Annotated in this window: 16 protein-coding genes; 8 read left to right on the forward strand and 8 right to left on the reverse strand. The window is 57.9% G+C overall.

Annotation, left to right across the window (positions count from 1 at the left end; translation table 11 throughout):
• Nucleotides 1–3 precede the first annotated feature (3 nt).
• From RISK_RS14355 to RISK_RS14365, 3 genes are all read right to left on the reverse strand, one after another.
• A complete protein-coding gene (locus RISK_RS14355) occupies nt 4–1,398 on the reverse strand; it encodes a beta-ketoacyl-[acyl-carrier-protein] synthase family protein (protein WP_047814983.1) in 1,395 nt (464 codons plus the stop codon).
• A gap of 87 nt (nt 1,399–1,485) precedes the next feature.
• Nucleotides 1,486–1,905, reverse strand: a complete 420-nt coding sequence (locus tag RISK_RS14360; RefSeq protein ID WP_047814984.1) for an OsmC family protein — start codon at nt 1,903–1,905, stop codon at nt 1,486–1,488.
• A 131-nt stretch (nt 1,906–2,036) separates the two neighbouring features.
• Nucleotides 2,037–3,551, reverse strand: coding sequence for an MFS transporter (locus tag RISK_RS14365; protein WP_047815075.1), 1,515 nt, complete (start codon nt 3,549–3,551; stop codon nt 2,037–2,039).
• Between the two features lie 562 nt (nt 3,552–4,113).
• Here RISK_RS14365 and RISK_RS14370 point away from each other — a divergent pair.
• Nucleotides 4,114–5,019 carry a sigma-70 family RNA polymerase sigma factor gene (locus tag RISK_RS14370; protein ID WP_236696307.1) on the forward strand — a complete coding sequence of 302 codons (906 nt, stop codon included), beginning with the start codon at nt 4,114–4,116 and terminating at the stop codon, nt 5,017–5,019.
• A gap of 327 nt (nt 5,020–5,346) precedes the next feature.
• Here the strand turns inward: RISK_RS14370 and RISK_RS14375 are convergent, their stop codons facing one another.
• Together RISK_RS14375 and ruvB are read right to left on the reverse strand one after the other, a co-directional pair.
• Complete coding sequence (locus RISK_RS14375; protein WP_047814986.1) at nt 5,347–5,901, reverse strand: PH domain-containing protein; 555 nt, start codon at nt 5,899–5,901, stop codon at nt 5,347–5,349.
• Between the two features lie 487 nt (nt 5,902–6,388).
• Entirely contained in the window at nt 6,389–7,489 is a 1,101-nt protein-coding gene (gene ruvB, locus RISK_RS14380) for a Holliday junction branch migration DNA helicase RuvB (protein WP_173442671.1), read from the reverse strand.
• Between the two features lie 112 nt (nt 7,490–7,601).
• On the opposite strand from ruvB, the gene RISK_RS14385 reads away from it, so the two are divergent.
• Both RISK_RS14385 and RISK_RS14390 read left to right on the forward strand, forming a co-directional pair.
• Nucleotides 7,602–8,246 (forward strand): sigma-70 family RNA polymerase sigma factor, encoded by a 645-nt coding sequence (locus tag RISK_RS14385; RefSeq protein WP_236696308.1) that lies wholly within the window; start codon nt 7,602–7,604, stop codon nt 8,244–8,246.
• Nucleotides 8,239–9,102 carry an SMC-Scp complex subunit ScpB gene (locus RISK_RS14390; RefSeq protein ID WP_047814988.1) on the forward strand — a complete coding sequence of 288 codons (864 nt, stop codon included), beginning with the start codon at nt 8,239–8,241 and terminating at the stop codon, nt 9,100–9,102. The genes RISK_RS14385 and RISK_RS14390 overlap by 8 nt, the downstream gene beginning before the upstream one ends.
• Here the strand turns inward: RISK_RS14390 and rlmN are convergent.
• Nucleotides 9,049–10,176: a 23S rRNA (adenine(2503)-C(2))-methyltransferase RlmN gene (gene rlmN, locus RISK_RS14395; protein WP_047814989.1), complete on the reverse strand. Its 1,128-nt coding sequence runs from the start codon at nt 10,174–10,176 to the stop codon at nt 9,049–9,051. The two genes, RISK_RS14390 and rlmN, sit on opposite strands and share 54 nt — an antisense overlap.
• A 209-nt stretch (nt 10,177–10,385) precedes the next feature.
• Between rlmN and RISK_RS14400 the strand changes: the two genes are divergently transcribed.
• The 3 genes from RISK_RS14400 to RISK_RS14410 all read left to right on the forward strand — a co-directional run bounded on the left by RISK_RS14400 (nt 10,386) and on the right by RISK_RS14410 (nt 17,642).
• Complete coding sequence (locus RISK_RS14400; RefSeq protein WP_047814990.1) at nt 10,386–13,955, forward strand: PVC-type heme-binding CxxCH protein; 3,570 nt, start codon at nt 10,386–10,388, stop codon at nt 13,953–13,955.
• Nucleotides 13,930–15,915: an AI-2E family transporter gene (locus RISK_RS14405; protein WP_390173934.1), complete on the forward strand. Its 1,986-nt coding sequence runs from the start codon at nt 13,930–13,932 to the stop codon at nt 15,913–15,915. The genes RISK_RS14400 and RISK_RS14405 overlap by 26 nt, the downstream gene beginning before the upstream one ends.
• 71 nt (nt 15,916–15,986) lie before the next feature.
• Nucleotides 15,987–17,642 (forward strand): hypothetical protein, encoded by a 1,656-nt coding sequence (locus tag RISK_RS14410; protein WP_047814991.1) that lies wholly within the window; start codon nt 15,987–15,989, stop codon nt 17,640–17,642.
• A gap of 109 nt (nt 17,643–17,751) precedes the next feature.
• On the opposite strand, the gene RISK_RS14415 is transcribed toward RISK_RS14410, so the two are convergent.
• Together RISK_RS14415 and RISK_RS14420 are read right to left on the reverse strand one after the other, a co-directional pair.
• Nucleotides 17,752–19,101, reverse strand: a complete 1,350-nt coding sequence (locus tag RISK_RS14415; RefSeq protein WP_047814992.1) for a DUF1501 domain-containing protein — start codon at nt 19,099–19,101, stop codon at nt 17,752–17,754.
• Between the two features lie 36 nt (nt 19,102–19,137).
• Nucleotides 19,138–21,366: a DUF1553 domain-containing protein gene (locus RISK_RS14420; RefSeq protein WP_047814993.1), complete on the reverse strand. Its 2,229-nt coding sequence runs from the start codon at nt 21,364–21,366 to the stop codon at nt 19,138–19,140.
• A gap of 81 nt (nt 21,367–21,447) precedes the next feature.
• On the opposite strand from RISK_RS14420, the gene RISK_RS14425 reads away from it, so the two are divergent.
• Together RISK_RS14425 and RISK_RS14430 are read left to right on the forward strand one after the other, a co-directional pair.
• Nucleotides 21,448–22,203 (forward strand): class I SAM-dependent methyltransferase, encoded by a 756-nt coding sequence (locus RISK_RS14425; protein WP_047814994.1) that lies wholly within the window; start codon nt 21,448–21,450, stop codon nt 22,201–22,203.
• A 116-nt stretch (nt 22,204–22,319) separates the two neighbouring features.
• Nucleotides 22,320–23,771, forward strand: a complete 1,452-nt coding sequence (locus tag RISK_RS14430; RefSeq protein ID WP_047814995.1) for a UTP--glucose-1-phosphate uridylyltransferase — start codon at nt 22,320–22,322, stop codon at nt 23,769–23,771.
• Nucleotides 23,772–23,887: the final 116 nt, after the last annotated feature.

Below are 23,887 nucleotides of genomic sequence, written 5' to 3' on the forward strand. Positions count from 1 at the left end.
TCCTCAAGTTGCGGAAACGATGATCGCAGTCGCTGATCCATGGGATGTGTGCGACAACGCGATCACATTGGGCTGGGTCAACGGAGTCGATGAGGCGACGACATTCAAAGGCTCCGGGCAATCCGAAGCATGAGCCACTGGCGGTGCCACGCCTCGTTGGGCGGCAACCACTGCGGCAATGAGGCCCAGCATTCCTGTCGCCGCACCAGTGTGCCCCAGCAATCCGATGGGCAAAGTCACCGGCACACCCGGCAAAGCCTTCGTAATCGCTTCAGCTTCTTGAGCGTCAATCACCGGGTCGCCCATGCCGTGTCCAACCACCAACCCGATGTCGTTGGCCGTCAATCCGGCGTCGGACAAGGCAGCTTGGATGGCAATTTCAATCGCGGCGGATGACCCGCGTCCAGCGTTCTTTTCAGATGAACTGGTGAACTGCCCCGCAGCAAACGCAGCGGAGGGAACAAAACGCGAAGCCATTCCCAGAACCCTGGCGATGGGCTTGCGATTTCCCGACGAGGCAGATTCCCCCGATTCCAAGATCAAGCACGCCGCTCCTTCGCCTCGTACGATTCCCTGAGCGTCTTTTGCGTGAGGGCGACTGCTGCGGCAGACAGGATCCGATGCACCTGTGAGCGGTTGATCTTCGGTGAACATCGTTCGGGTGGTGTTCATCCGCGACCCGGCCGCGGCGGCGACCATGATGTCCGCGATCCCACGACGCAGGTAGCCACAGGATTCCAGGACCGCGTTGGGGCCGGAGACATCGCCGACGGTCAAGGTGTTGTTGGGACCATGCGAATTGACGGCGATCCCAACGTGACAGGCAGGCATGTTGGGCAGGTACTTCAACATCCACAGCGGCGTGATCGACCGCATCGCCGCGTTTCCAAACTTGGAACGATCGATCTCATCGGCTTCGGTTTTGCAGGCCGCAAAGGCGTCGGCGAGTTCCTCGGGATCCCCGTACAGCATTTCACTGCCAAACACAGTCCCAATTCGTTCGACGGCGATGCGTCCCGACTTCTTGGCTAGTTCGGCCGGTTCAGCGGGAAGCAGCGAGGTCAGACCCGCGTCCTCGATCGCCATCTGGGAGGCGGCGAAGGACGTCTGGATTTCGCGGCACATCACCTTCAACGCTTTTCGCGGTTTGACGTACTGCTTGGGGTCAAATTCGGTGATCGGGGCGCCAATCTCGACCGCAGATTCGGGCTGGGTCGGTCCCGAGTGGCCTTCCTCAAACTTGAACCGAGCCGTTGCATTCCGATCGCCCACCGTGGAATCGACCAGTTCGATGACTCCGCTGTTCGCTTGGAGCAGAGATTGCGTGAAGGCTTCCCGCCCCAAACCAATCGATGAAACCACACCGACGCCGGTGATCACGATGTCACTGCGGTTCATGAAAGAATCGGTCAAAACAAGAGAAAACGGGACAAGCGGGTGGCAGCAGTATGATCCGATTGATGGCTTGAAACCAGACCGTGCCTGTCAATCTAGGTCGACAAAATCGATTGGTGCGTCAATGTCCGGATGCAAACTTTGATGAACGGGGCATTTCCGTGCCGCCGCAATCAGTCGATCTCGCATCTCGGGTAGCAATTCCAAACCTGCCGGAAACGCAACCCGAGTTTTGAGGCTGGCAATTCGGCGAACCGGAGTGCTGGCCATTTCCTTTTCGACGCGAATGGTTGTTCCACTCAAGTCAAGCTCGTGCCGATCCGCCACCAATCCCATGATTGTCATCACGCAAGTCCCCAATGCGGTGGCAACCAAATCGGACGGAGAAAATGAGGCACCGCGTCCACCGTTGTCGGTGGGCGCGTCAGTGAGCAGTTGAGTCCCGCTGGGCCCGTGAGTGGCTTCGCAGTGAAGTTGACCTTGATAAACCGCAGTGATTTCAACGGACATGCGTCACTTTTAATCAGAACGAGGAACACGGAGGGAGCAAACGCTCAAAAAAAAACGCGGGCGGAAACAAAGTTCCGCCCGCGAGTTTGGTGGGAAGCTTCCGGTTGTTCAACCGGTCGAGCATCCGCAGGTCAGGCTGGAGCTTCCGCTTCCAGTTCCGCAACCAACTCTTCATTTTCATGCTTGGGAGCTTTGAAGCCGACCAGCAAGATCAGGTAGAGGACTGCCATCGTGCAAGGCACCAAAGCGGTCACACGCAGAGCCATTCGGCTGCCATACAACGTTGCGACTGAAACAGGTTCGCTGTCGACTACCGCGAATTCCTTGTTGGTTTCCCACCAAGTGTATTGCTTTCGCAATTCTTCGTATTTGGGGTCGTCCCAGTCTTCGCCAGCCAATTCCCGGTCCGCTTCGATCGCGGCTCCCGAGTCCTGGATCATCTTGGACTTGGCTCCATCCAGACCGGTGATGGCGGGGAAGACCAAGAACTGGTTCTCATTGGGAGCCTTGACCCGCTCAAACGTTTCCGGAGCGGCTTGTTCCAACTGCTGAGAAGCGTAGTAATCCTGTTTGTAACCAATGCCGGGACCGCCCAACAAACCTGCCGAGAGCATTCCGACGCAGCCCATGATTGCCATGCCGACGGTGGCACTGTTGGGATAACGTTCGCCCAGGACGCCCAACATGGTTGGCCAAAGGAACGTTTTGCCCACGGCGTAAACCGAAGCGGCCAAGAACATGAAGCCAACGTTCGTGCCGATGCTGATCAGGTAGAGACCACAGGCACCGATGACGGCACTGACCAAGAGCAAACCAAGCGACGAAATCCGGTGGACAATGGGGCCAGCGAAGAATCGCAAGATCGTCATCAACAAGGACGTGTAGATGAACAGGGTCGTTCCGGTGCTTTCGCTGTTCAGGATGCTGCCGGTGATCTTATTGATCCAGCTGTCGGTGCCGAGTTCAACGTATCCAACGCAAGCGTGAGCGAGCAGCAAGATCAGGAAGAACGGGCCGATCAGGCGACCAATCATGCCACCGTAAGAGATGTTGCCGCCCTGGGCAGCAGTTTGCGGGAACGTTTCCGTCAAAACGATGAACCCATAGATCAAAACAGGGATCAAGAACGCCGCCATCAAGATTTCCCAAGCGACAATGCTGGAGGCAAACACGATCAGTCCGCCGAGCACCAAACCAGCTGGCCAGCCGGCGTGCAGAATGTTGAGGTAGTGCGTCTTTTGATCAGGGAACAAGGTTGCCGTCAGCGGGTTGATCACCGCCTCGCAAATCCCATTTCCGACCGCAAAAATAAACATCGACCAGTACAGAATGGCGTAGACGGCGTCCTTGCCGCTGGCGTTGAACACCGGCGTCGCCATGAACAACATTGCTGCCGAAACAACGTGACACACAAGTGCCGCCATCAGCAACTTTTTGTATCCGATCACGTCGATCAAGAAGCCTGCGAACAGAATCACGACCCCGAAGCCGACCAAACCACCACCGGTGATCTGTCCGAGTTCCGTCATGGTGAATCCGTATTGGCCAGCCCAGATCCCCAGCAAACCCCCGCGAACCCCAAACCCGATCCCAGCGGCGATGAGGGTTAGAATTCCAGCGATTAGCAGTTTCTTGCGATTGTCCATCGGCATCTCTTGGGAAGATTGTAGGGGGGATTAAACGGCTGTTGACGCCAGGATTGCGGCAGTATAGTTGCATTTCGATTCGCGAGGAATCGGTCTTGAGCGGCATAAAATCAGTCCGCTGCGACTCAGCTGTCGTTCTCGGAGCAAAATCGTTCTGTTCGATTCAAGTTGCCACGTCGAGCACGCCACCGCGCGAGTTCAGGTTCACAGCCAGCGCGCGATCCTCCTGTGGAAGCCTCCGACTCCCCGGCTTTTGCCCAACCGGAACCACCGTTGCGGCCGACACAAGCCGAACGTTTTAACAACCTCTGATTTCTGGGGCTGGAATTGGTCGAAACCATTTGTGACCACCTCCCGACCGATCTCTCCCCGCGTCGTTGTAGGCATCACACTTGGAATGACGTTTGTCGTCGTTGACTCCAAAGCGTTCCGTTCACTGGCACCTCCCATTTGCCACTGAACAACAGGGAACGCGTTCGGGTTGATGACGAGCATCGTCGCAGTGATGCATCGACTCGTGATTTGTCGGAACCACCTCCCTTTCCCGACCGGATCGCCACCGATGACATTATCCGAATCTCTGGAGCAGGACGAACTCTCGCTGCTGAAAAAGAGTCGCCGCAAAACGCCGACACGCCGAAGTGAAGCGGCTCAGTCGCCCTTGGAAACGTACCTTCGCGAAATCAACGAAACCCCGTTGTTGTGCGCCGCGGAAGAACTCGAACTCGCGGCCCGCATCGCTCAAGGCGACGTGATGGCTCGCGACCAAATGGTTCGTGCAAACCTGCGGTTGGTCGTGAACATCTCGCGTGGTTACACGGGCAAAGGTCTCGGACTGCAGGATTTGATCGAAGAGGGGAACCTGGGGTTGTTGCGTGCGGTCGAAGGGTTTGACCCAATCCACGGGACTCGGTTCAGCACCTATGCAAGTTACTGGATCAAGCAGTCCATCAAACGGGCGCTCATCAACTCAGCCAAAACCATTCGCATTCCAGCGTACATGGTGGAGTTGTTGAGCAAGTGGCGCCGAGCGACCGCACGCTTGAACGAAGAACTGGGACGCACGCCAACCAACGAAGAAGTGGCTCGCGTGCTCGGGTTGCCCAAGAAGAAGTTGCCGATCATTCGCAAGGCGATCAAGATCAACAACTCAACGCCGCAAAGCGATCAGACCGAGGCGGGATGGTCGTTGGGCGACATGGTGCAGGACGATCGACTGAAGGCTCCTGACGAGGAGATGCTCGATCACGACATCCTCAAACACGCGATGAGTTTGCTGGGGGACTTGGAAGAACGCGAATCCACCGTTCTGAAGCTGCGGTTTGGGTTGGGCGGCGTCGAACCGATGACGTTGAAAGAAATCGGTGCTGAGCTGGGGCTGACGCGAGAACGAGTTCGCCAGATCGAAACGGAAGCCTTGCGTCGTTTAGCCGATGGGTTGACGGATCCCCGCGATCGCGGTTTCTAAGCAGGTACGCAGGTGTCATCGGGTATGTGAGCCGTTGGCGTTAGCCACGGTTTTCACGCGCAACCGGGGCGAACGCCCAAACGGCTCACATGGTTGTGCCCGATCATTCCAGCCGATCTGCTTAGCAGGGTGTCACGACTTATCTTTAGGCACGACTCATCTTTCGGGTAGTGGACGAGGCCACGAGTCCTGAACTGGCGTCAAATCCAAGGACTCGTGGCCTCGTCCACTACGATCAACCCTCACTTTTAGCTGTGACAGACCACTAAGCAGCTCGTCCAAAACTTGTCGCTCGGTGGCCCCCACCGGGCGACAGGATCCTGTCGTTTACAGCGACGTTGATCGAGCTTCGATCCGTTTCAAAATGTCACGGATCTCGGTCAGCGTCGCTTGGACGTTCGTATCCACTATCCCATCCGGTTCCGCTGCCGCGGTCAAACGAGCGGGCTCGCCGCCGGTCACCATGTCGCGTTGCTTCAACACCGCATCGCGAAAAGACCGGCCATTTCGGATGCCGGTCAGTCGGACCAACGAACCTGGTCCCGATTGACCAGCCGTCTCGACGCTGACGGCTTCCAAATCGAGCGACCGCATGATCGGCCCTTGGACCAACCCCAAGTCGGTGATCCGATCCAGCGGCACCGTCTTCTCTTGCCGGACCAGAACACCACGGCTGACTTTCAGCGTTCGCTCGGTCAGCGTGCAGCGGTGACTCTTCAGATACAGCCCCGAAATGTACCAAGCCAGCGGAGCGATCAACGGCAACAGCGGGATCAGGAAGATTGTCAAAAACGTGGTCAGAACCGCACTGATCAACCAATACACTCTGACTTTGGGATTGAATTCCGCTTCCCAAAGGACGGTTTCGTCGGTGTCATTCATCGTTGTGATCAGCCAATTTCAGGAGGCGAGTGTCATACCCAACGCTCTTCGGACACGAACGCCCGATCTTGGCAACACTTCGTCGATTCCGCGTGAGAAACCCCAGGTTGCTTGAAGGGTTTCCGCAACCGACGCCTCCCCTGAAACAAAGGAGGCCGTGCAGTATTTGAAATGCTGTGCCAGTAACGCCTTGAGAACCCCGCCCGCGCAGAGGTCGCGCCGTTTTGAAGTGCCGTGCTCGCAAGGTTGAATTCACCCTCCTGAACGCAGTTGGGGAGGGTCGGAATGCGAGCGTTCAGCGAGAATTCCGGGGAGGGCTGTCCGCGCCGTTTCCCATGCCCGGCCCTCACCCTCGCGTACGCCTGAACGGCGTCGCTTGACCGATCTCCGATCTCCGATCTCCGATCTCCCAAACTTCGTTTCGGGAGAGGTACGCCAATGCAGAAACCCGCCCAAACGCAGCACCAGAAAACGGCACGGCTTCCATTCAAGGGAGAGGACGATCCGGCATTTCGCGTTTCATGTGTTCAAATGCTTTGGGCGTCGCCAACCGTCCACGCCGAGTCCGCACCAACAGTTCGCTTCGCAACAAGAACGGTTCGACTTCGTCTTCGAGCGTGTCCGAGCTGACGTTCATCGTGTGGGCGATCGCGTCCAAGCCCGCTGGCCCGCCCAGGAAAACTCGCATCAGCGTGTCCAAGTAGTTGCGATCTTGTTTGTCGAGCCCCAGATGATCGATGCCGATCATGTCCAACGCCGCTTCGCAGATTCTCGCTTCCACGTTGCCATTCGCTTTGCTTTGAGCGTAGTCCCGCACCCAGAGCAAGCGGTTGTTCGCCAACCGAGGTGTGCTGCGACTTCGATCCGCGATGACTCCCGCCGAGATTGGGTCGACCTCGATGTTCAGCTTCTTCGAATTGCGCTGAACAATCTCCGCCAACTCGTTTCGCGTGTACCAGCCAAGGTGCTCACGGATTTGGAACCGATCTCGCAGGGGAGCGGTCAACATCCCGGCTCGGGTGGTCGCCCCGATCAACGTGAACGGTTCCAAACTCAGGTTCAAGGTTCGCGCGTTGACCCCTTCGCCGAGCACAATGTCGATTCGAAAATCTTCCATCGCGGTGTACAGGTACTCTTCGATCGCTCGAGGAACGCGGTGAATTTCATCGATGAACAGCACCGAACCTCGCGAAACGTTCGTCAGGTACGGCAGCAAATCTCGCGGGGCTTTCAACCCGGCCCCGTTGGCCATTTGGACCGTCGTGTTCATTTCGGAGGGGATCACGGTCGCAAACGTGGTCTTCCCCAGCCCCGGCGGCCCATCGAACAGAATGTGTCCCAGCGGTTCGCCACGCACCTGAGCCGCATCGATGGCGATTCGCAATCGTTCGATCACGTCCTGCTGCCCCACCATCTCGGCCATGCGTTGCGGGCGGAGGGTGACATCCGGATCAGGACCTCGATCGGGCTCCTCCCCGCCATCAGCGATGCTGTTGGTTGGCGGTGGCCCATCCTCAGGCGGATCCCCGCCAGGGTCAGGATTCGATTGTTGGTAAATTGCTTCGCGAGCCATCAGGCGATCAATCAAACGGTTTCAGGCAATGAAATGTGTCCGGGACGTCTCCAATCCGCCCGGAAAGTTCTGCTACTGTAACGGTCCGCTGGCAACCCGCGAAGCGACAAACCCAATCGAACCAACGATGACGTCCCCCGATCCATCCGATCTCGACCCGCCTGAGCCCCACGATTCACGGGCTTCGGACCACGCTGCCGCCGATCCGGCTTTCTCCGCCGAATCGTCGAATCGGGCCGAGGAGATCGCCCAGTACGAGCCGTATTTGCGGATGTTGGCTCGAATGCAAATGCGAGCCAACTACAAAGCCAAATTGGGCGCATCTGACATCGTCCAGCAAACCATGTTGCAAGCGGTCGCCGCCGTCGATCAATATCGCGGCACCACGGAAGCCGAGTGGCGGGCCTGGTTGCGGAAGATTCTGGTGCGGCAAATGTGCCACCTGGATCGCGACCTGCACCGCGACAAACGAGACATCCGCCGCGAACAGTCGATGGAACAACGGGTCGCTCAATCCTCCATGCGGCTGGAAGGTTTGCTGGCCGGCGATGTTGGCACCCCCAGCCAGCACGCGATGGTGGGCGAATCGCTGTTGACGTTGGCCGATGCGATCGAATCGTTGCCCGAAGCTCAGCGAGACGCGATCTCGCTGCACTACCTGGAAGGATTGAAACTGTCCGATGTCGCCGAACGAATGGACAAAACCGCTGGATCAGTCGCGGGACTGCTGCACCGAGGCATGAAACAATTGCGACAGAACTTCCATGAATGAGCCATCCGATTCCCCGAAAGACGAGATCCCGGAAGACGGGCCCCCTGAAAACGCAGAAGCACTCGACAACGAGTTCGATGACGACGAGGAAGGTTTTTCGCTCGAACAACTCGGGGCCGCCTACGCCCGTGTCGCGGCCATGTCAGAAAGCGGTGACGACGCGCCCGCGGACCTGGATCCGGCCGAACTGCTGCGTGCCGAACCAGACCCCGCCCCCAGGGACGAAGAATCGGGAAACGAATTTGTCGAGGAGGATCCGGACAGCGACGAAGCACTCGCCGTCGCGGCACAAAGTTCCGCCGATTCCGACGCCACGGCGGATCACGCCGCCACCCCAGAAGCCATCGTGGAAGCCGCCCTGTTTGTCGGGCACCCAGAAAACCTGCCGCTGACGCCTCCCCGTCTGGCCTCGATCATGCGAGGTTTTTCGCCCGAGGAAGTCGTCGAAATCATCGAGAAGCTGAATGCCTCGTACCGCACCGAACGCCAGGGCATCCGGATCGTCGAACAAGACGGCGGGTACCGCATGGTGGTGGCTCCCGAAGTGGAATCGGTCCGCGCCGCATTCACCGGCAAAGTTCGCGAAACGCGGCTGAATCAAGCTGCCGTTGAGGTGCTTTCCCTGGTCGCTTATCAACCCGGTATCACCTCCGCACGCGTCACCGATTTGAGAGGACGCGACAGCGGCTCGTTGCTGAATCAAATGGTGCGTCGCCGGCTCGTCGAAGTCAAACGGGAACCCGGCGAGGGCACCGACAAACTGGTATCGCGATTCTATCCCGGCGAGCGATTGCTCGTTCTTTTAGGACTCGAGTCCATCGATGACTTGCCGCACGTCGAGGAAGCCAACATGTGAGTCGCCCTCCGCCGCCGCTCGCCGAGCCTGCATCGCTCGTTGACGGTTTTCTTGGCGGATCAATTGCCCACAGGCGGCTTCGATGTCATGGCCCAAACTGTACCGCACCGTGGTCTTCAAACCGGACGCCTTCAAGAGGTCGGCGAACGATTCGATCGTCGGTCGCGGCGACGCTTGCAGGTGGGGCGACGCCTCAATCGTGTTGTATGGAATCAGATTCACGTGCACCCGCAGATCGCCAATCCAATCGATCAATCGCTTCGCGTCCTCAGCGGAATCGTTCACGCCGCGAAGCATCAAGTATTCGATCATGAACTCACGATCTTGAATCGTTTGAATCTCCTGGATCGTGTCGTGCAATTGCGTCAACGAAGCCTTCTTGCCCAGCGGAATGATGGTCTCACGGGTCGCTTGATCGGCGGAATGCAAGCTGAGAGCAAGATTCAATCGCGGAAATGCGTTGGCCAACCGCAGCATCGCCGCGGGCACGCCGACCGTGGACACCAACACCGTCGACGGCGAACGGGCAAAATGGTCCGGTGCGGTTAGCAACTGGATCGCTTCGGTCACGTTGGCTTCGTTGTGCAGAGGTTCCCCCATCCCCATGAACACAATGTTGCTCAGCCGCCTGTTTTCGGCTCGCAGAATCTGTCCCGCCTGAACGACTTGGTCCAAGATTTCCTCTGTGGCCAAGTTCTTGGCGATCCCCATTTTGCCGGTCGCGCAGAAGTCACAGGCAGCGGCACATCCGATTTGACTGGACACACACAAGGTCGTTCGCCCCGATGCGATTCGAAGGATCACGCTTTCGATCAGCAATCCCGAATCGGTTTCGAACAACAGTTTGGTCGCCCCGTCGATCTCGGAATCCATCCGCTGAAAAAGTTTCAGGGCGTGCAACTGGACCGCGTCGGAGGCCGGAAATCGTTCCCTGACAACGTCGTCAGGCTCAAACTTTTTCAGCAGCCCGTTTCGAAGCTGCCGAATCAACTGCGGGTCCAAGCGACGATCGCGACGCAATGTTTCCATCTCGTCCATTCGAAACAGTCGGTGGGTGGCAGCGGCGGCAGACATTCAGCAAAGGTGGGGTTCGTTGGGAGACGGGGTGGGTGGTGGGTCGTTCCGCCAGGACGCGTGGATTAAAGTGGCGGTCAATTGAGGGACGCAGAGTGGAAGGACGCTGATTGGCGGTATCCAAGCAGAAACCTGTTAGGTTGTGAGCGTTCAAAACGAAGCATAGAAAAGGCCCTCCCGATTTTCTGTCAAGAATTGAAATCCAAAGAATGAATCTGCGTCGCCCCCCTCTTTTGTTTTGTTTCGCGGTTTGGATCGGCTGCTTCGCCACGGCGGCGCACGCACAACGGAATCTAACCGATATCCCGGAACCCGACCCGGTCGCCGAAGCGGCGGCGATGAAATTGGACTCCGGCGCGGCCGTCAATCTTTTTGCCGCGGATCCGGCGATTCGCAAACCAATTCAAATGAACTTCGACTGCACAGGTGCCCTGTGGGTCGCCAGCAGCAAGTCGTACCCGCAAGTCAAACCGGGTGAAATCCCCAACGACCAGATTGTCGTGCTGCGAGATTTGGACCACGACGGCGTCGCCGAATCCAGCACCGTTTTCGCGGACGGGTTGCTGATCCCCACCGGAGTGATTCCGGACGGACCGCACGCTGCCTACGTCGCCGCCAGCACCGAACTGCTGTACTTCGAAGACACCGACCACGACGGCGTCGCCGACAAACGTCGGATCGTGCTCAGTGGATTTGGAACGGAAGACACGCACCACTTGGTTCACACCCTTCGCTGGGGCCCGGATGGATGCCTGTACTTCAATCAATCCATCTATATCCACTCGCACATCGACACTCCCGATGGAACCAAACGCTTGGACGGTGGTGGCATTTGGCGTTACCGCCCCAGCACCGGACAACTCGACGTTTTCTGCAAAGGGTTCATCAATCCGTGGGGCCACATCGTGGATACGAATGGCGAATCCTTCGTCTCCGACGGCGCAGCCTTTGACGGCATCACCCACGCCTTCCCCGACGCGGTCTTCAAGACATCGCCCGGTGCGACCCGATGGTTGCTGGGATTGAACCCTGGCAGTCCGAAGTATTGCGGATTGGAAATTCTCTCGGGATCACACATTCCGCCCGAATGGAAAGGCGACCTGATCACCAACGACTTCCGAAGCCACCGTGTGTGCCGGTTCAGCATCCGTCCCAATGGAGCGGACTACATCAGCCGCCAACAACCGGAACCGCTGACGACGGAGCACGTTGCCTTTCGCCCGATCGATGCTCGGATGGCTCCCGACGGCACCCTGATGATCGCCGACTGGTACAACCCGATCATCCAACACGGCGAAGTCGACTTCCGTGACCCACGTCGCGACACCGAACACGGCCGCATTTGGCGACTGTCGTTTCCCAATCGACCGCTCGACCCTTGGCCCGATTTCCTGGCCTCCTCCACGCCGGAACTGCTGGGATACCTCGAAGACGAATCCCTGACCGTCCGACAATTCGCTCGGCAAACGCTCTGGGATCACCTGGAAGATCCGGGCTTCTTTGATCAAGTCGGCAACTGGGTTCAAAGCCGGGAAGATGGTTTGGCCCACCGACAACTCGAGTCTCAGTGGCTTCGCGAAGCCGCGTTCCAACCGATCGCGACCGACGCCGCCATCGCTCAACTCAATGCCTGGAAAGCCGACCCCAGTTCGGTCCCGGACAACGCTCGCGCCTGGCTGCGAAGCCAGTTCCGATCAGCCGATCAAACCAGGGTGACGGATCCCGCAAATGCAACCAAAGCAATGACCGATGCAGCCAGCTTGGTCGAAGCGGCAATCGACATCGCCGATCCCGCTTTGACGCTGGAAGTCGTCGTGCAATGTGGACAACTCGACAGCGAAGAATCCGCCGTCTGGTTGCATCAAATCCTCGCCAGAACGCTGGCTTCCGATCAACCGTTGTCCTCGCAAGCGTCGCTTGATTTCGCGCTCTGGCAATCGATTCGCGAAACGGCGGAGCATTGGCAGCGAGGGAACGAGACGCTGCAACAGATTTGGGAAGATTCCCCACAAACCCTTGCCTGGTCCGTCGGAGCCGTCGGCAGCGCCGATGCCGCGAAACTGTTGATCGATCGTGTCGCGTGGGATCAATCGTCTCCCGATGCCGCGGATGACCAATGGTTGAAAGCAATCGGCGAAGTGGCAACCGCGGAGCAACTGGGGAGTGTCCTGAGCCGTTTGCTCGGCGGTGATCCTTCGCAAGTCCAACACCGAATCAGCGTTTTGTTGGAGTCAACTTCGAAACGTAAAAACGTGGCCCCCACCAACGCCGATGCCAGCGTGAAGCAGTGGCTGAGCAAACAAACCACCAAGGACCTGAAGCCGTCGACGCTGCGTTGGATTTCGCAATCCACCCAGCAGTGGAAGTTGAAGTCCACCGAGGCAACCTTGCTGTCCGCTATCCAAACGCGATCGGATGCCTCCGCCGCTGATCGTCAGGTGTGGATCAAAGCTCTGGCATCGCTACCGACGCCGCAAGCGAACCAACAATTGATGAGCATTGCGAAATCAGGATCGGTTGCCGATCGAGTCGCAGCCATCGATGGCTTGGTCGCCTCACGTCCAGGTGCCGCGATTCCTTTGGTGCTCAGTGCACTTACAAAACCGGAAACGTCGGAAGCAGCTCATGGCTGGTTGGTCAGCGCTCTTTCACGACCTGATTTGGTGAAACGCTACACCGAGAAGATGAACGAGACCGAACTGGCCTCCGACACCGCTCGCACGTTGCTTCGCGCCATCCGTTCGGCTGGCGGAAATGCAGGACTGGAACAAGCGATCCGAAAGGCGGGCAAACTCGCCGACGCGACTTGGAAACTGACGCCGGAACTCAAATCACGGCTGCTGAAACGGGTCCAAGAATCCGGCTCGGCGACTCGTGGTGAGTTGGTTTATCGCCGCCAAGAATTGCAGTGCATCTCTTGCCATGCCATCGGAACAGCGGGAGGACTGGTCGGTCCCAACTTGGTTTCGCTGGGCGGCAGTTCCCAACCGGACTACGTCCTGGAGTCACTGCTCGATCCGAGTGCGCGACTGAAAGAAGGCTATTCCACTCGCAAGATTTTGACCGAAGACGGAGAGGTCATCAGCGGAATCGCGATTGGACAAACCGACGACGCGACCCGTTTGCGATTGGCCGATGGAACCGAACGTGAAATCGAAACCGATGCGATCTTGGATGACGCCCCTGGCAAATCACTGATGCCGGAAGGGTTGCTCGACAATCTGACCGAAGCCGAATTGGTCGACTTGACGACGTTCTTGGTCGCACTGGGGCGAGATCCAAAGTTCACGGTTTCGACGCAGAACATCGTGCGAAGCTTTGAAACGCTGAATTACACCGCGGCCGCAAACGGACGACTGAATCGAACCAGTGTCGACACCGCCGCCCAGGACGATCCCGCGATGACTTGGCGAGACCTGACCTCGATGGTCGATGGAACCGTTCGCTTGGAAGAACTGGATCGATTCAAACAACATCGCCAATCACCGTTCATCAGCTTCCTACGTTTTGACATCGAAGTCACGCCTTCGGATTCCAACACCGAGACCGCAACCATTGCGTTGAAGTTGATTGAATCCACCCCATCCGCGGACGACGAAAAATCGTGGGACGGCTTCGAGGCGTGGGTGGATGGCAAACCGACACCAACCTGGCAATTGAAGAATCTCCCCTTGTCGCGAGGTCGCCACCGGATCACGTTGTCGATCAATCGTGACGAAATGATGTCGGCGTTTGGAATCGCTCTCGAAGGCGATGCGATCGCAGCGTCTCAAAATTGAAAGGGAGTTTGTGGGACGACGCAAAAAGAACCAGCAACGAACCAGTGGCTCCGCTCCGCGTGAAGATTCCCATTCCCGCGATGCGGACTCCGCGTCTCCTGGTTCGACGCCGTCCGACTCAGGGTTTCCTGACTCGTCACCTGCATCCGAAACAGCTGCCCAAACCGCCGGTGACGAACCACTGAACGCGGTGGTCAGTGATCCTGAATCGGAGCCCCAGGACACAGAGGTCCCACCAGGCAATCGCAAACAGATCCTCTTCCCTCAACTGCCATCGCTCTCACGGATCATGTCCGTGGTCATGTTGGTGATTGGGATTTTGGCGGTTGGCGTCCTGTTCTACCGCTTGATGGTTGGGTTCTTTGTCCCGCTGTTTCTGGCAGCGTTGCTGGTCGTCATCTTCCGTCCCATCCATCTGTGGATCTTTGAGAAAGTCGGGCGACGCCGACGGCTCGCGGCGGGTTCGACCACCGCGTTGATTTTGTTGATCGTGTTGCTGCCCATGGGCATTTTGGTGTCGGTGGCCACCACTCAGTTCACGATCCTGCTCAGCAAAATGAATCTGAGCAACATGTCGGTCGCGATGGACCGTGTCCGTTCACAAGTCGGCCTGTCGTTGCCCCACCCAGAACACTTTCGTGAACTGGACCGCATCATCGGGGACATCACCGTGCCCCAAGCCGACAATCCACAAGCGGTGCAGGACAAAATCAACGAACTGAATCAAGCCGCGGCGATCGTCACGTACTTGCAATCGGAAGTTCCCGACGCGGGCGTTGCCGAGGCGGCCGCTGAAATCGCGGTCAACAACTTGAGCCAGTTCTCGGACCTACTCAAACAGTCGATCCAGTCCCAAACGATCGAATCGGAGTGGGGTGTTTCCGCCGACGACACTCCTCTCCCCAAGCCCCCTGCGCCAGCCACCTCTTCACTTGGACAGATCGATTCAGAAACGCCTCCTCCGGCGGCGTTGGATCCTCCCAGTCTTCCCGAATCAAACGCCGACGAGGATTCACCGCAGGGATCCGCGGCGGAGACCCCCGCGGAATCAAGCGACGTCGATTCTTTGGGCTCCCAAACTCAGCGTGATGATTCATCCACCGACACTCGACCTCAACTGCTGGTCCAACTGAACAACAACGAACGCTTCGAGCAGCCCGCGGTGATCGCGGCTGCCTCCGTTCGAAGCTGGATGAATCTGTTGCTCGGCGGATCCCTTCGCAGCCAACTCTGTTTGATCGCCAATCCCGACGAAGGCGATTTTGCTGCCTTGATCCGGATGGCGCGTGAATCCTTGCAGCCTCGGTTCGTCCGCTTGACCAGCGCGACGGGAAGCATTGTCGCGCAAGTCATCTTTGGGTTGGTGATTTTGGTCGTGTCGGTTTACTTCTTTTTAATCGACGGTCCTGTGATGATCCGCACGCTGATGCGGCTTTCGCCGATGGACGACAACTACGAACATCAACTGTTGATGGAATTTGACCGAACCAGTCGGGCGGTGGTGCTGGCAAGCGTCGCCAGTGCATTGGTTCAAGGCATCCTGGCAACCATTGGATTCTGGCTCTGTGATTTTGATCAGATTGTCTTGCTGTTGTTCCTGACCAGTGTGATGGCATTGGTGCCATTCTTGGGTGCCGCCTCCGTGTGGGTGCCCTGCGCCCTGTGGCTCGGCCTGGTCGATCAGCGTTGGATCGCCGCCTCGTTTCTGGCGTTCTACGGAGCCACCGTTGTCTCTTCGATCGACAACGTGATCAAGGTTTACGTGCTGCACGGCCGCAGCCAACTTCACCCGCTGTTCGCACTTCTCAGCGTGATCGGTGGCGTTTCCGTGTTCGGTCCGATCGGGATCCTGGTTGGCCCCATGGTCGTGGTCTTCCTGCAAACCTTGCTTGAAATCCTCAATCATGAGTTAACGACCAGCCACCCAGAAGAGGAAATTGCCCCACAAGCGGCGGGCTGAAATCGCTGCCAAGCGTGGTTACAATACGACCAATCTCGTATCAAACAGTTCCCGCCGGATTGGTCTCGCTCATGTTGGTCACCTCTTGTCCTCGCTGCCACGAATCGGTCCGGATTCCTGATCGTTTGCTATCGGGTCAGGTGGCAACGTCCGCACAAATCCAATGCCCGTGGTGCTTGTCGACGCTGGACCAACAGGAAATCGAGTCGGCAATGCCGCCCGCTTTGATCGTGGTGGGTGATGATTTGAACACTGCCTCCGAACCTCTCTTGGATTTGGAAACAATCGAATCTGACGATGAGGAACCCGCTGAGTTAGCCGGCTTCACCTCAGCAGACACCGTCCCTGAACTGGACGACACAGAACTGGACAGCGTGGGGGTCGCCGCAGAACCACTCAGCACGGATGACTTTGCGGCGGACGAAGTGACTGACTTAGAGACACTGGACACGGATTCCTTCGAGCCTGCCCAGGACGAACCGGAATTCAGTTCGCAGGAATCGCCCGCGGCGGATGAGAACATGGATGAATTCATCATCCCAGATGACAACGCAACACCGGAACTCGGAGTGGCGACAGATGCCGCTCCAATGGCGATTTACACCAGCGACAAATCTCGTCGCAAAAAGAAATCCCTGATCAAGACCGTTGGTTCGCCCATCCTCGGTGCATTGCTGGCGTTGCCCATCGGTGGTGGATTGTTGTGGTACCTCGATGCCCTTCCCAACCTTGGATTTTATCCGCTGGACGGAACCTACAGTTCGTCCAATCCAGTCCGTCGCTCGGCATCCGTCCCATCCGCTCCTGGTGGATACGTCCCGCCAATCATGGACGAGTCACCGGAGGGTCGCTCGTTGGGCGAGGACCTCGACAACGGCGGTGGCGAAGAGACCACGCCTCCCCCTCCCGTCGAATTGGACACCTCTCAAACGGACATGGTTCCGGCCACCGACCCCGCCTCAGAAGCCTTGGCCGAGTTGAATGACGCGGTGAACAACGCCGTTTTAGACACAGATGATTTCGCAATGCCGTCCGACGACGCTCCCGTCACCGAGGTGGCCAAACCAGCGGTCGACTCAAACGGCACGGCGATGGAACTTCCAGACACCGCTCGGGAAGATCGCACGCCAGAAGAACCCGCCGAGGAAGAACCTTTGACGGGCTTTCCCGGCTTGCCGCCTGCCGTGATGAAAGCCGCGTCAGAGGAGCTGGATCTGCCGAGCGAATTGGATCCTGCCGATGACATCCCCGACAATGGTGAGTCCCAGCTCGCGGAGTCGGTCAAAGAAGTCGGGAAGGTTCTCATTCGCCTCGAAGGCATGGACCCCCAAGACCCCAAGTACGGCCAAGCGGTCGCCTTCGCCTATGGCATGCTTTCGAGGTTGTCCACAGAAACCTCGGCGGATCAGTTTGACCAACTGCAACCCTTGGTTGATCGCATCAAATCCAACGCCGATCTGTTTCGTTCCTTTGCCAAGCAAGTCCCAGCCTGGGTCGACACACCCAAAGCGGAACGGCAAACCGACGGGGCATTCATCCTCGGCAAATTTGTCGCTGCGGAAGAAACCGACGGCTATCAAGTTCGGTTGATGGGCGGAAAGGCTTACCCAGTCACATTCGCGGACGACGTCGAGGCACAAACGATCACCGCGGTTGCCTTTGGAAACATCGACGTTTCCAACGAGCCCGCATCGTTTGAAATCAACTGGATCCAACCAGCTCAGTGATGCTGACCACGATCTGCTGAACAGAGCACCGGGTCGACGTTCACAATCCCAAACCGGCTCAAGGGGCCGCCGGCCAAAGGGAACCTGACGCTCGATACCCGATCGCTTCCTATGCGATGACCGATTCGATGACCTGGCCTTCGCTGCGTTTCATCGGTCGTCCAATTGGAGTGTCCAACTCTTCTGTCGGATCCAATCCCAACGTGGACAGGATCGTGGCATGAAGATCCGGGATCGTGACGGGGGCCACAACATGCGCATCTGGCTTGTCGGGATCGGGCTCCGGCCCCGTGGCACCATGCACATGACCACGGCGAATGCCACCGCCAGCCAACAACGTGCTGAAACCGTGAATCCAGTGGTCACGTCCTGCTGCCGGATTGAGTTGCGGCGTGCGTCCAAACTCACCACCGCAAACGACCAACGTGGATTCCAACAGACCGCGTTCTTCCAGTCGTTTCAAGAGCGCCGCCAGGCCTGCGTCCAAGGTTCCCGCGGCACTCGATTGCAGGCTGTGGTTGTTGATATGGCTGTCCCATCCGCTGAGCGTCACTTCCACACATCGAACGCCGACTTCCACCAACCGGGATGCAGCCAAGCACCCCCGCCCAAACGCATGATCACCGAAGGCATCCAGCTCCGCTTGCGGTTCTTCTTTGATATCAAACGCGGTCAACTGATCACTCGACATCATTTTCCGAGCCGCTTGCGTTCCTGCCAAATGCAACGTTCGATTCTCTTGCAAATCCCGAATTCGGCCCCGTGTGAACTGGGGTTCCAAAACGTTGGTCAATGCATTGAGCCGACGTTGGTAACGTGATTCATCAACTCTCGGCCGGACGTCAGGAACCGGCTCCAAAGGGTCGCCAGTTTTGAATGCATCGAACTGCGGCCCGAGGTATCCCCCCGTCGCGGCAGACCGTCCAGCTAAAATCGAAATGTGCCGCGGGATGTCAGCCCCCGCGTCATCCGCATGACACAGGATGCTTCCAATCGAGGGATGTTCCAACGTGGGATCCGGCCGATAGCCCGACTTCATCGCATAAATCGCGCGCTCATGATCGCCTTCCTTGCCAACCACGCTTCGGACCAAAGAACACAGGTGCATCTGCTCCGCCAAACGCGGCATCGTGTCAGCGATCCGCAGATCCTTCGCTGTGGTTGCAAGGTCGCCGACCTCACCACCGAATTTGGTTCCTGGATGTGGGTCGAAGGTTTCCAATTGGCTTGGCCCGCCTTCCATCCACAACAGAATCACACTGAGGGGCGGCTTGCCAGAATCCGCTTGTTGCTCGGCCGCCAATGTCAAACGACGTGCCAGCGATGACATCACCAACGCGGATCCGGCACCCAACAGTCGTCGACGTGAGAGGTGGACCTCAGCACTGCACAAACCACTCGGCGCGGAACGCCACGCTCCAAAGTTGGATCCGGTTTGGTCATGGAACGTGATACTCATGAAAGTCTCCAGTTGGTTTCCCGCACAGGGCGGGCCTCAATGGTTCCAGGCGAACTCACTGCTGTTGAGCAAGGCCCACGTGAGATCCGTGATCTCTTGTTTCCGTGACGTCGGCGGCTCGCTTTGATTGCGACTCTCCGGGGTGAGCCGAGTGGTGAAGTGTTTCAACTCGGGCTCGGTCGGCTCTCGATTCAAAACCGTCAAATACAATGTCCGCACGACTTCTTGGTCGTTTCGAGCGAACATTTCGATGTGCGATGAAGCGTTCAAAATGGGGTTCGGTGACGCCGTTTCACTGACCAATTTCCCGTTCAACATCACCAGCCGCTGCGTGATGGTGACCGGTTGCGGCGTGAACTCGTCCTCACCCAAATCGCCGTACCGCTTCAGAAAGTCGTTCAGACTTCCGAACTGCTGCAACTGAACCAAGAAAGACGAATCACGGTTGATCGTTTTGACGCGTCCAGATTGGATGGTTGCCCCCGCGACTTGTTCGCTCCGCAACCGAGTCACGGGGAACACGGCCATCGCCAACTCATGTTGTTCTGTGACGTCAAAGTCCGCCCGACTGCTCACTCGAAAAGCCGGCGCATTCGTGATCAAGCGAATCAGTTCCCGGACATCAAATCCGCCGTCGACGAAGGCCTCCGTCAAGGTGTCGATCATCTCCGAAGGAGGCGAGTCCAATGGCAAATTGTCGACCTCCCCCACTTGAAATCCATACTCGGTTTCGATGGCCGGCGGTCGCCCAAACAACAGGGTCCAAACCCGGGTCACGGCGGCCCGAGCCGCAGGTTTGTTCTCGGGGTGTGTCAACCAATACGCCAAGCGTTCCCGATCACTCATGTACCTGGGCAGATCGCTGGTTTCAGATTCGCCACCGCTTCCCGTCGTGACTGCATCCTCCACCCCAACGATGGCGTCATCCACTTGGGGCTCCGAATCCAAGTCTTGTTGTGCGGCGTCCTGTTCCCCTGTCCCATCTTTTTCGTCATCAACCTGCTCGTCTGACTCCGACTTCTGCGGCGGTCGCGGAGGCAACAAATCTCGGCGGAACGGGACGTTGGGCTCAACCGGCACCGTCTCGTCCGCATACAAGTACTGGTACTCGTAGTCCGCTCGTTTGTCTTTCAGTCCCTGCACCCCTTCACTCGTCGCGGCCGTGAAGAACGCCGCCAGCGAATGGAAATCTTCTTGAGCCCCTTCGCGAAGCAACCAACTGGATTCCGTTTCCGATGCATCGGTTTCTGTCACGGGTGCCTCGGCAGCCGTGTGGGGCCTGACCCAAGCTGCGTCCCCCAGTGAGACGTTCCCCAAGAAGTCATCGTGGCATTGCAGACAATCAATCCGCACACCCAAAAATGCCCTTGTCGTCCGGGCTGCCAAACGAATGGGATCCGGAGCATCGTCGCCGCTGTCAAACGTGACGGTATGAAAGTTGACTTCCGGTCGGTCGGTCCAAACACCTTCGGCAGTGATCAACATCCGCACCAATTCGTCGTAGGGCGTGTTCATCGCGTAATGATTGGCCAACCAGGTGCGAAATCGCCGTCCGCGATAAACGATGAATGGCCCTTCGTCGGCACCGACCAGATAGCGTGCCGTTCGTTCCGCCCAGTAATGATGAAACCGGTCGCTCAGTAGCAAGCGTTCACGATGCGTCGCCACACGATCCGCCTCGGGCAATCGTTGCAACGACCGAATCTCTTCCAGTGACAATCCGGTCCCCGCCAAAGACAACGAAAGACGACGGCAAACCGTCAACCAATCCGCCATCGGGCCAGCTTCCAAACCGCGTGACTCCAGTCCGGACCGCCATTGCTCCTCGAGGATCGTCGAGATCAAAACTTGTTCGGAATCTGCCGTCTGTGATGTCGAGCCACTCACGGAGGCCCGCCCAGACGCCTCCAATCGAACAGGCTCGACCGAAGCGAGATCGATCTCAGCCGAGCCAGCGCCCATCCATCTCGCTTGAGTCTCTGCTTGGCGGTCACCTTGAGCCACCGGATGGAGGTCACGATCGCTCTCGTCAAAGATGGCCGAAGGATCCGGACTCAATCCGGAGGACAAGAATCCAAACGTCAACAACGCCAAAACGAGCAACACCCCCCAGCGTCGCACAGACGCCAGCGTTCGTTTCCAACGCGGCACGAGTTCAGCCGTGACGACCGGCGGAGTCACCAATTCGGCCGTCACGAGCGTATTTTCAGCGAAAGAATCAGGGGACTCGTCGCTTGGGTCGATCGTGGGTTCAATGGAAGGCATGAGTGTGTTTCGCTTTCCGGCGGGCTATCTTGCCAATGACCACTCCACTTTATCCGATTTCTTCAGACAGTCTGTATCAGCGTGAATCCAGTCACCGATGACCCGTCCAACGACTTCTTCTTCGAAGCCTACGACCGCGAAAACATCGCCTATGGGATGCAACCGTCGCCGGAATTGGCGGCCTATCTGAAACAGACCGCCTCAGCGGAATCGTCACGATCCGCCCGCCCCCAAGCCATCGACCTGGGTGCCGGAGCCGGTCGAGACACGCTGGCACTGGCAGCGGCGGGTTACGACGTCACCTCGGTGGACGTCAGCGAACGTGGGCTGGACCGAATTCGCGAACGCGCCGAACGAGCGAACTTGTCCGACCGAGTCAAAACCCTGGTCTGCGACGTCCGCGAACTGTCCATGGACGCCGACTGCTATTCCGCGGTCATCGCCACCACGGTCCTGGACCACATTCCCGGCACCGATGCGCCCGCCGTCTGGAAGAAGATGTGCGCGGCGTTGACCTCCCAGGGCATGCTGTACACCCAGGTTCACACCACCGAAGATCCCGGCAGCGACCAATCACCGGGCAAGGAAAGCGACCAGCCTGTCAGCGAAACGGCAGGCGCCGTCATCAATTACTTTCGTCCCAACCAATTGGTCGGGTGGGCCTGCGAGGCCGACTCACGCCTGCGAGTCTTGCGGTATGAAGAACGGCTGGAGTGGGACACCACCCACGGCGCCCCGCACCAACATGGCAAGGCCGTCCTGCTCGCCGTCCGGCAAGATTTCCATCCCGATTGGTTCGGCCAACCGGCAGCATTCCCACGTTCGGAAACCAGTTGACGAAGTTTCCGTGAATCTCCCCAACGGGTGGCTGGCATCTTCTTGGAACAGAATATGCTGACTCTGCCCGTGATTTCATTCCTTTGCGTTTCCCTCTAAGAACTCAGCTGTTGCCAATGTCTGCCGACCAGCCATCTGCTCAAAGCCAATCGCCACTTTCATTCGCGGAACTGAAGTCACGCTTGGAACCATTCCAGCAGACTCAGTTGCTACGTTTTTGGGATTCCCTCGATTCCGACGAGCAGTCCCACCTGAGCCACCAGATCGCCCAAGTCGACTTCGCTCAACTCAAAACGTTGGTCGAAGGAAAGGACAAATCCGTCGACTTCGCTGAACTCGCCTCGCGGGCCTCGATGCCTCAAGCGGTCGCCAGTGACGGAAGTGGCTGCGATTGGACTCTAGAACAAGCCCAGCAGCGTGGCGAAGAAGCCTTGCGGGCCGGCGAGATCGCGACGGTGCTGGTCGCCGGTGGCCAAGGCACCCGCTTGGGATTTGATCAACCCAAAGGCATGTTTCCAGTGGGCCCAGTGAGCGACCGAACGCTGTTTCAGTTTTTCGCCGACCGCTTGATCGCAGCAGGTCAAAAGTATGGCGTCGACGTCCCGCTGTATCTGATGACCAGCGAAGCGACCCATGACGAAACACGTCGTTACTTCGAGGAAAACGACTACCTCGGCCTGAAACCCGACCAAGTCACGATTTTTCAGCAGGGCACAATGCCCGCCGTCGATGCGTCAACCGGCGAAGTGTTGTTGGCCGAGAAAGGTTCCCTGGCGCTCAGCCCCGACGGTCATGGCGGGACCCTGCGAGCACTGTCGCAAAACGGTTGCTTGGACGAGATGCAAAAGAACAAACGGAAGCATCTGTTCTACTTCCAAGTCGACAACCCGTTGGTCGGTTTGTGCGACCCGATCTTCATTGGGCACCACTTGTTGGCAGGCAGCGAGATGACCACCCAAGTCATCCGCAAACGTTACCCGACCGAAAAAGTCGGCAATGTGGTCGAGATCGATGGGCAGACCCAGATCATCGAGTACAGCGATTTGCCCGACTCAGCCGCCGAGATGACCAACCCCGATGGCAGCCTGAAACTCTGGGCCGGCAACATCGCGGTGCACCTGTTCGACCTGAACTTCCTCGAACGGATGCTGCAACTTGACGCGTCCTTGCCGATCCACCGAGCCAGCAAAAAGGTGCCTCATCTCGACGCAAACGGGCAATTGGTGAGCCCCGACCAACCCAACGCCACCAAGTTTGAACAATTCATTTTTGACCTGCTTCCGCATGCGAAAAACACGATCGTTTGCGAGGCAGATCCCGCGGAGGCCTTTGCACCGGTGAAGAATGCCAACGGCGCGGCAACGGACACCCCGGAATTGGCTCGCCAGGCAATTTGCGATTTGCACCGGCGTTGGCTGCGTTCCTGTGGCGTCAGCGTGGACGATTCGGTCCAGGTCGAAATCAACCCACGATTTGCCTTGGATCCCTCCGAACTCGGCGAAAAGATGAGCAAATTGGGACAATCCGAGGCAGAGCAAACGATCTCATCCGATCGATATTTTTGCTAATAATGGTTGGGAGATCGTCTGGGTGGAGTAACATATTGACCCGACTGGTGGACTTGCCGTGTTCACCTCCCCGAACGAAATCCGCCGAAACCTTCGCTGATTTCTGGGGTTCAAAC

The organism is Rhodopirellula islandica (assembly GCF_001027925.1).
Lineage (GTDB): Bacteria > Planctomycetota > Planctomycetia > Pirellulales > Pirellulaceae > Rhodopirellula > Rhodopirellula islandica.

Coding starts and splice junctions, on each gene's coding strand:
- RISK_RS14355 (WP_047814983.1), bottom strand. CDS start 1,398: ATGAACCGCAGTGACATCGTGATCACCGGCGTCGGTGTGGTTTCATCG.
- RISK_RS14360 (WP_047814984.1), bottom strand. CDS start 1,905: ATGTCCGTTGAAATCACTGCGGTTTATCAAGGTCAACTTCACTGCGAA.
- RISK_RS14365 (WP_047815075.1), bottom strand. CDS start 3,551: ATGGACAATCGCAAGAAACTGCTAATCGCTGGAATTCTAACCCTCATC.
- RISK_RS14370 (WP_236696307.1), top strand. CDS start 4,114: ATGACATTATCCGAATCTCTGGAGCAGGACGAACTCTCGCTGCTGAAA.
- RISK_RS14375 (WP_047814986.1), bottom strand. CDS start 5,901: ATGAATGACACCGACGAAACCGTCCTTTGGGAAGCGGAATTCAATCCC.
- RISK_RS14385 (WP_236696308.1), top strand. CDS start 7,602: ATGACGTCCCCCGATCCATCCGATCTCGACCCGCCTGAGCCCCACGAT.
- RISK_RS14390 (WP_047814988.1), top strand. CDS start 8,239: ATGAATGAGCCATCCGATTCCCCGAAAGACGAGATCCCGGAAGACGGG.
- rlmN (WP_047814989.1), bottom strand. CDS start 10,176: ATGTCTGCCGCCGCTGCCACCCACCGACTGTTTCGAATGGACGAGATG.
- RISK_RS14400 (WP_047814990.1), top strand. CDS start 10,386: ATGAATCTGCGTCGCCCCCCTCTTTTGTTTTGTTTCGCGGTTTGGATC.
- RISK_RS14405 (WP_390173934.1), top strand. CDS start 13,930: ATGCGATCGCAGCGTCTCAAAATTGAAAGGGAGTTTGTGGGACGACGC.
- RISK_RS14410 (WP_047814991.1), top strand. CDS start 15,987: ATGTTGGTCACCTCTTGTCCTCGCTGCCACGAATCGGTCCGGATTCCT.
- RISK_RS14415 (WP_047814992.1), bottom strand. CDS start 19,101: ATGAGTATCACGTTCCATGACCAAACCGGATCCAACTTTGGAGCGTGG.
- RISK_RS14420 (WP_047814993.1), bottom strand. CDS start 21,366: ATGCCTTCCATTGAACCCACGATCGACCCAAGCGACGAGTCCCCTGAT.
- RISK_RS14430 (WP_047814995.1), top strand. CDS start 22,320: ATGTCTGCCGACCAGCCATCTGCTCAAAGCCAATCGCCACTTTCATTC.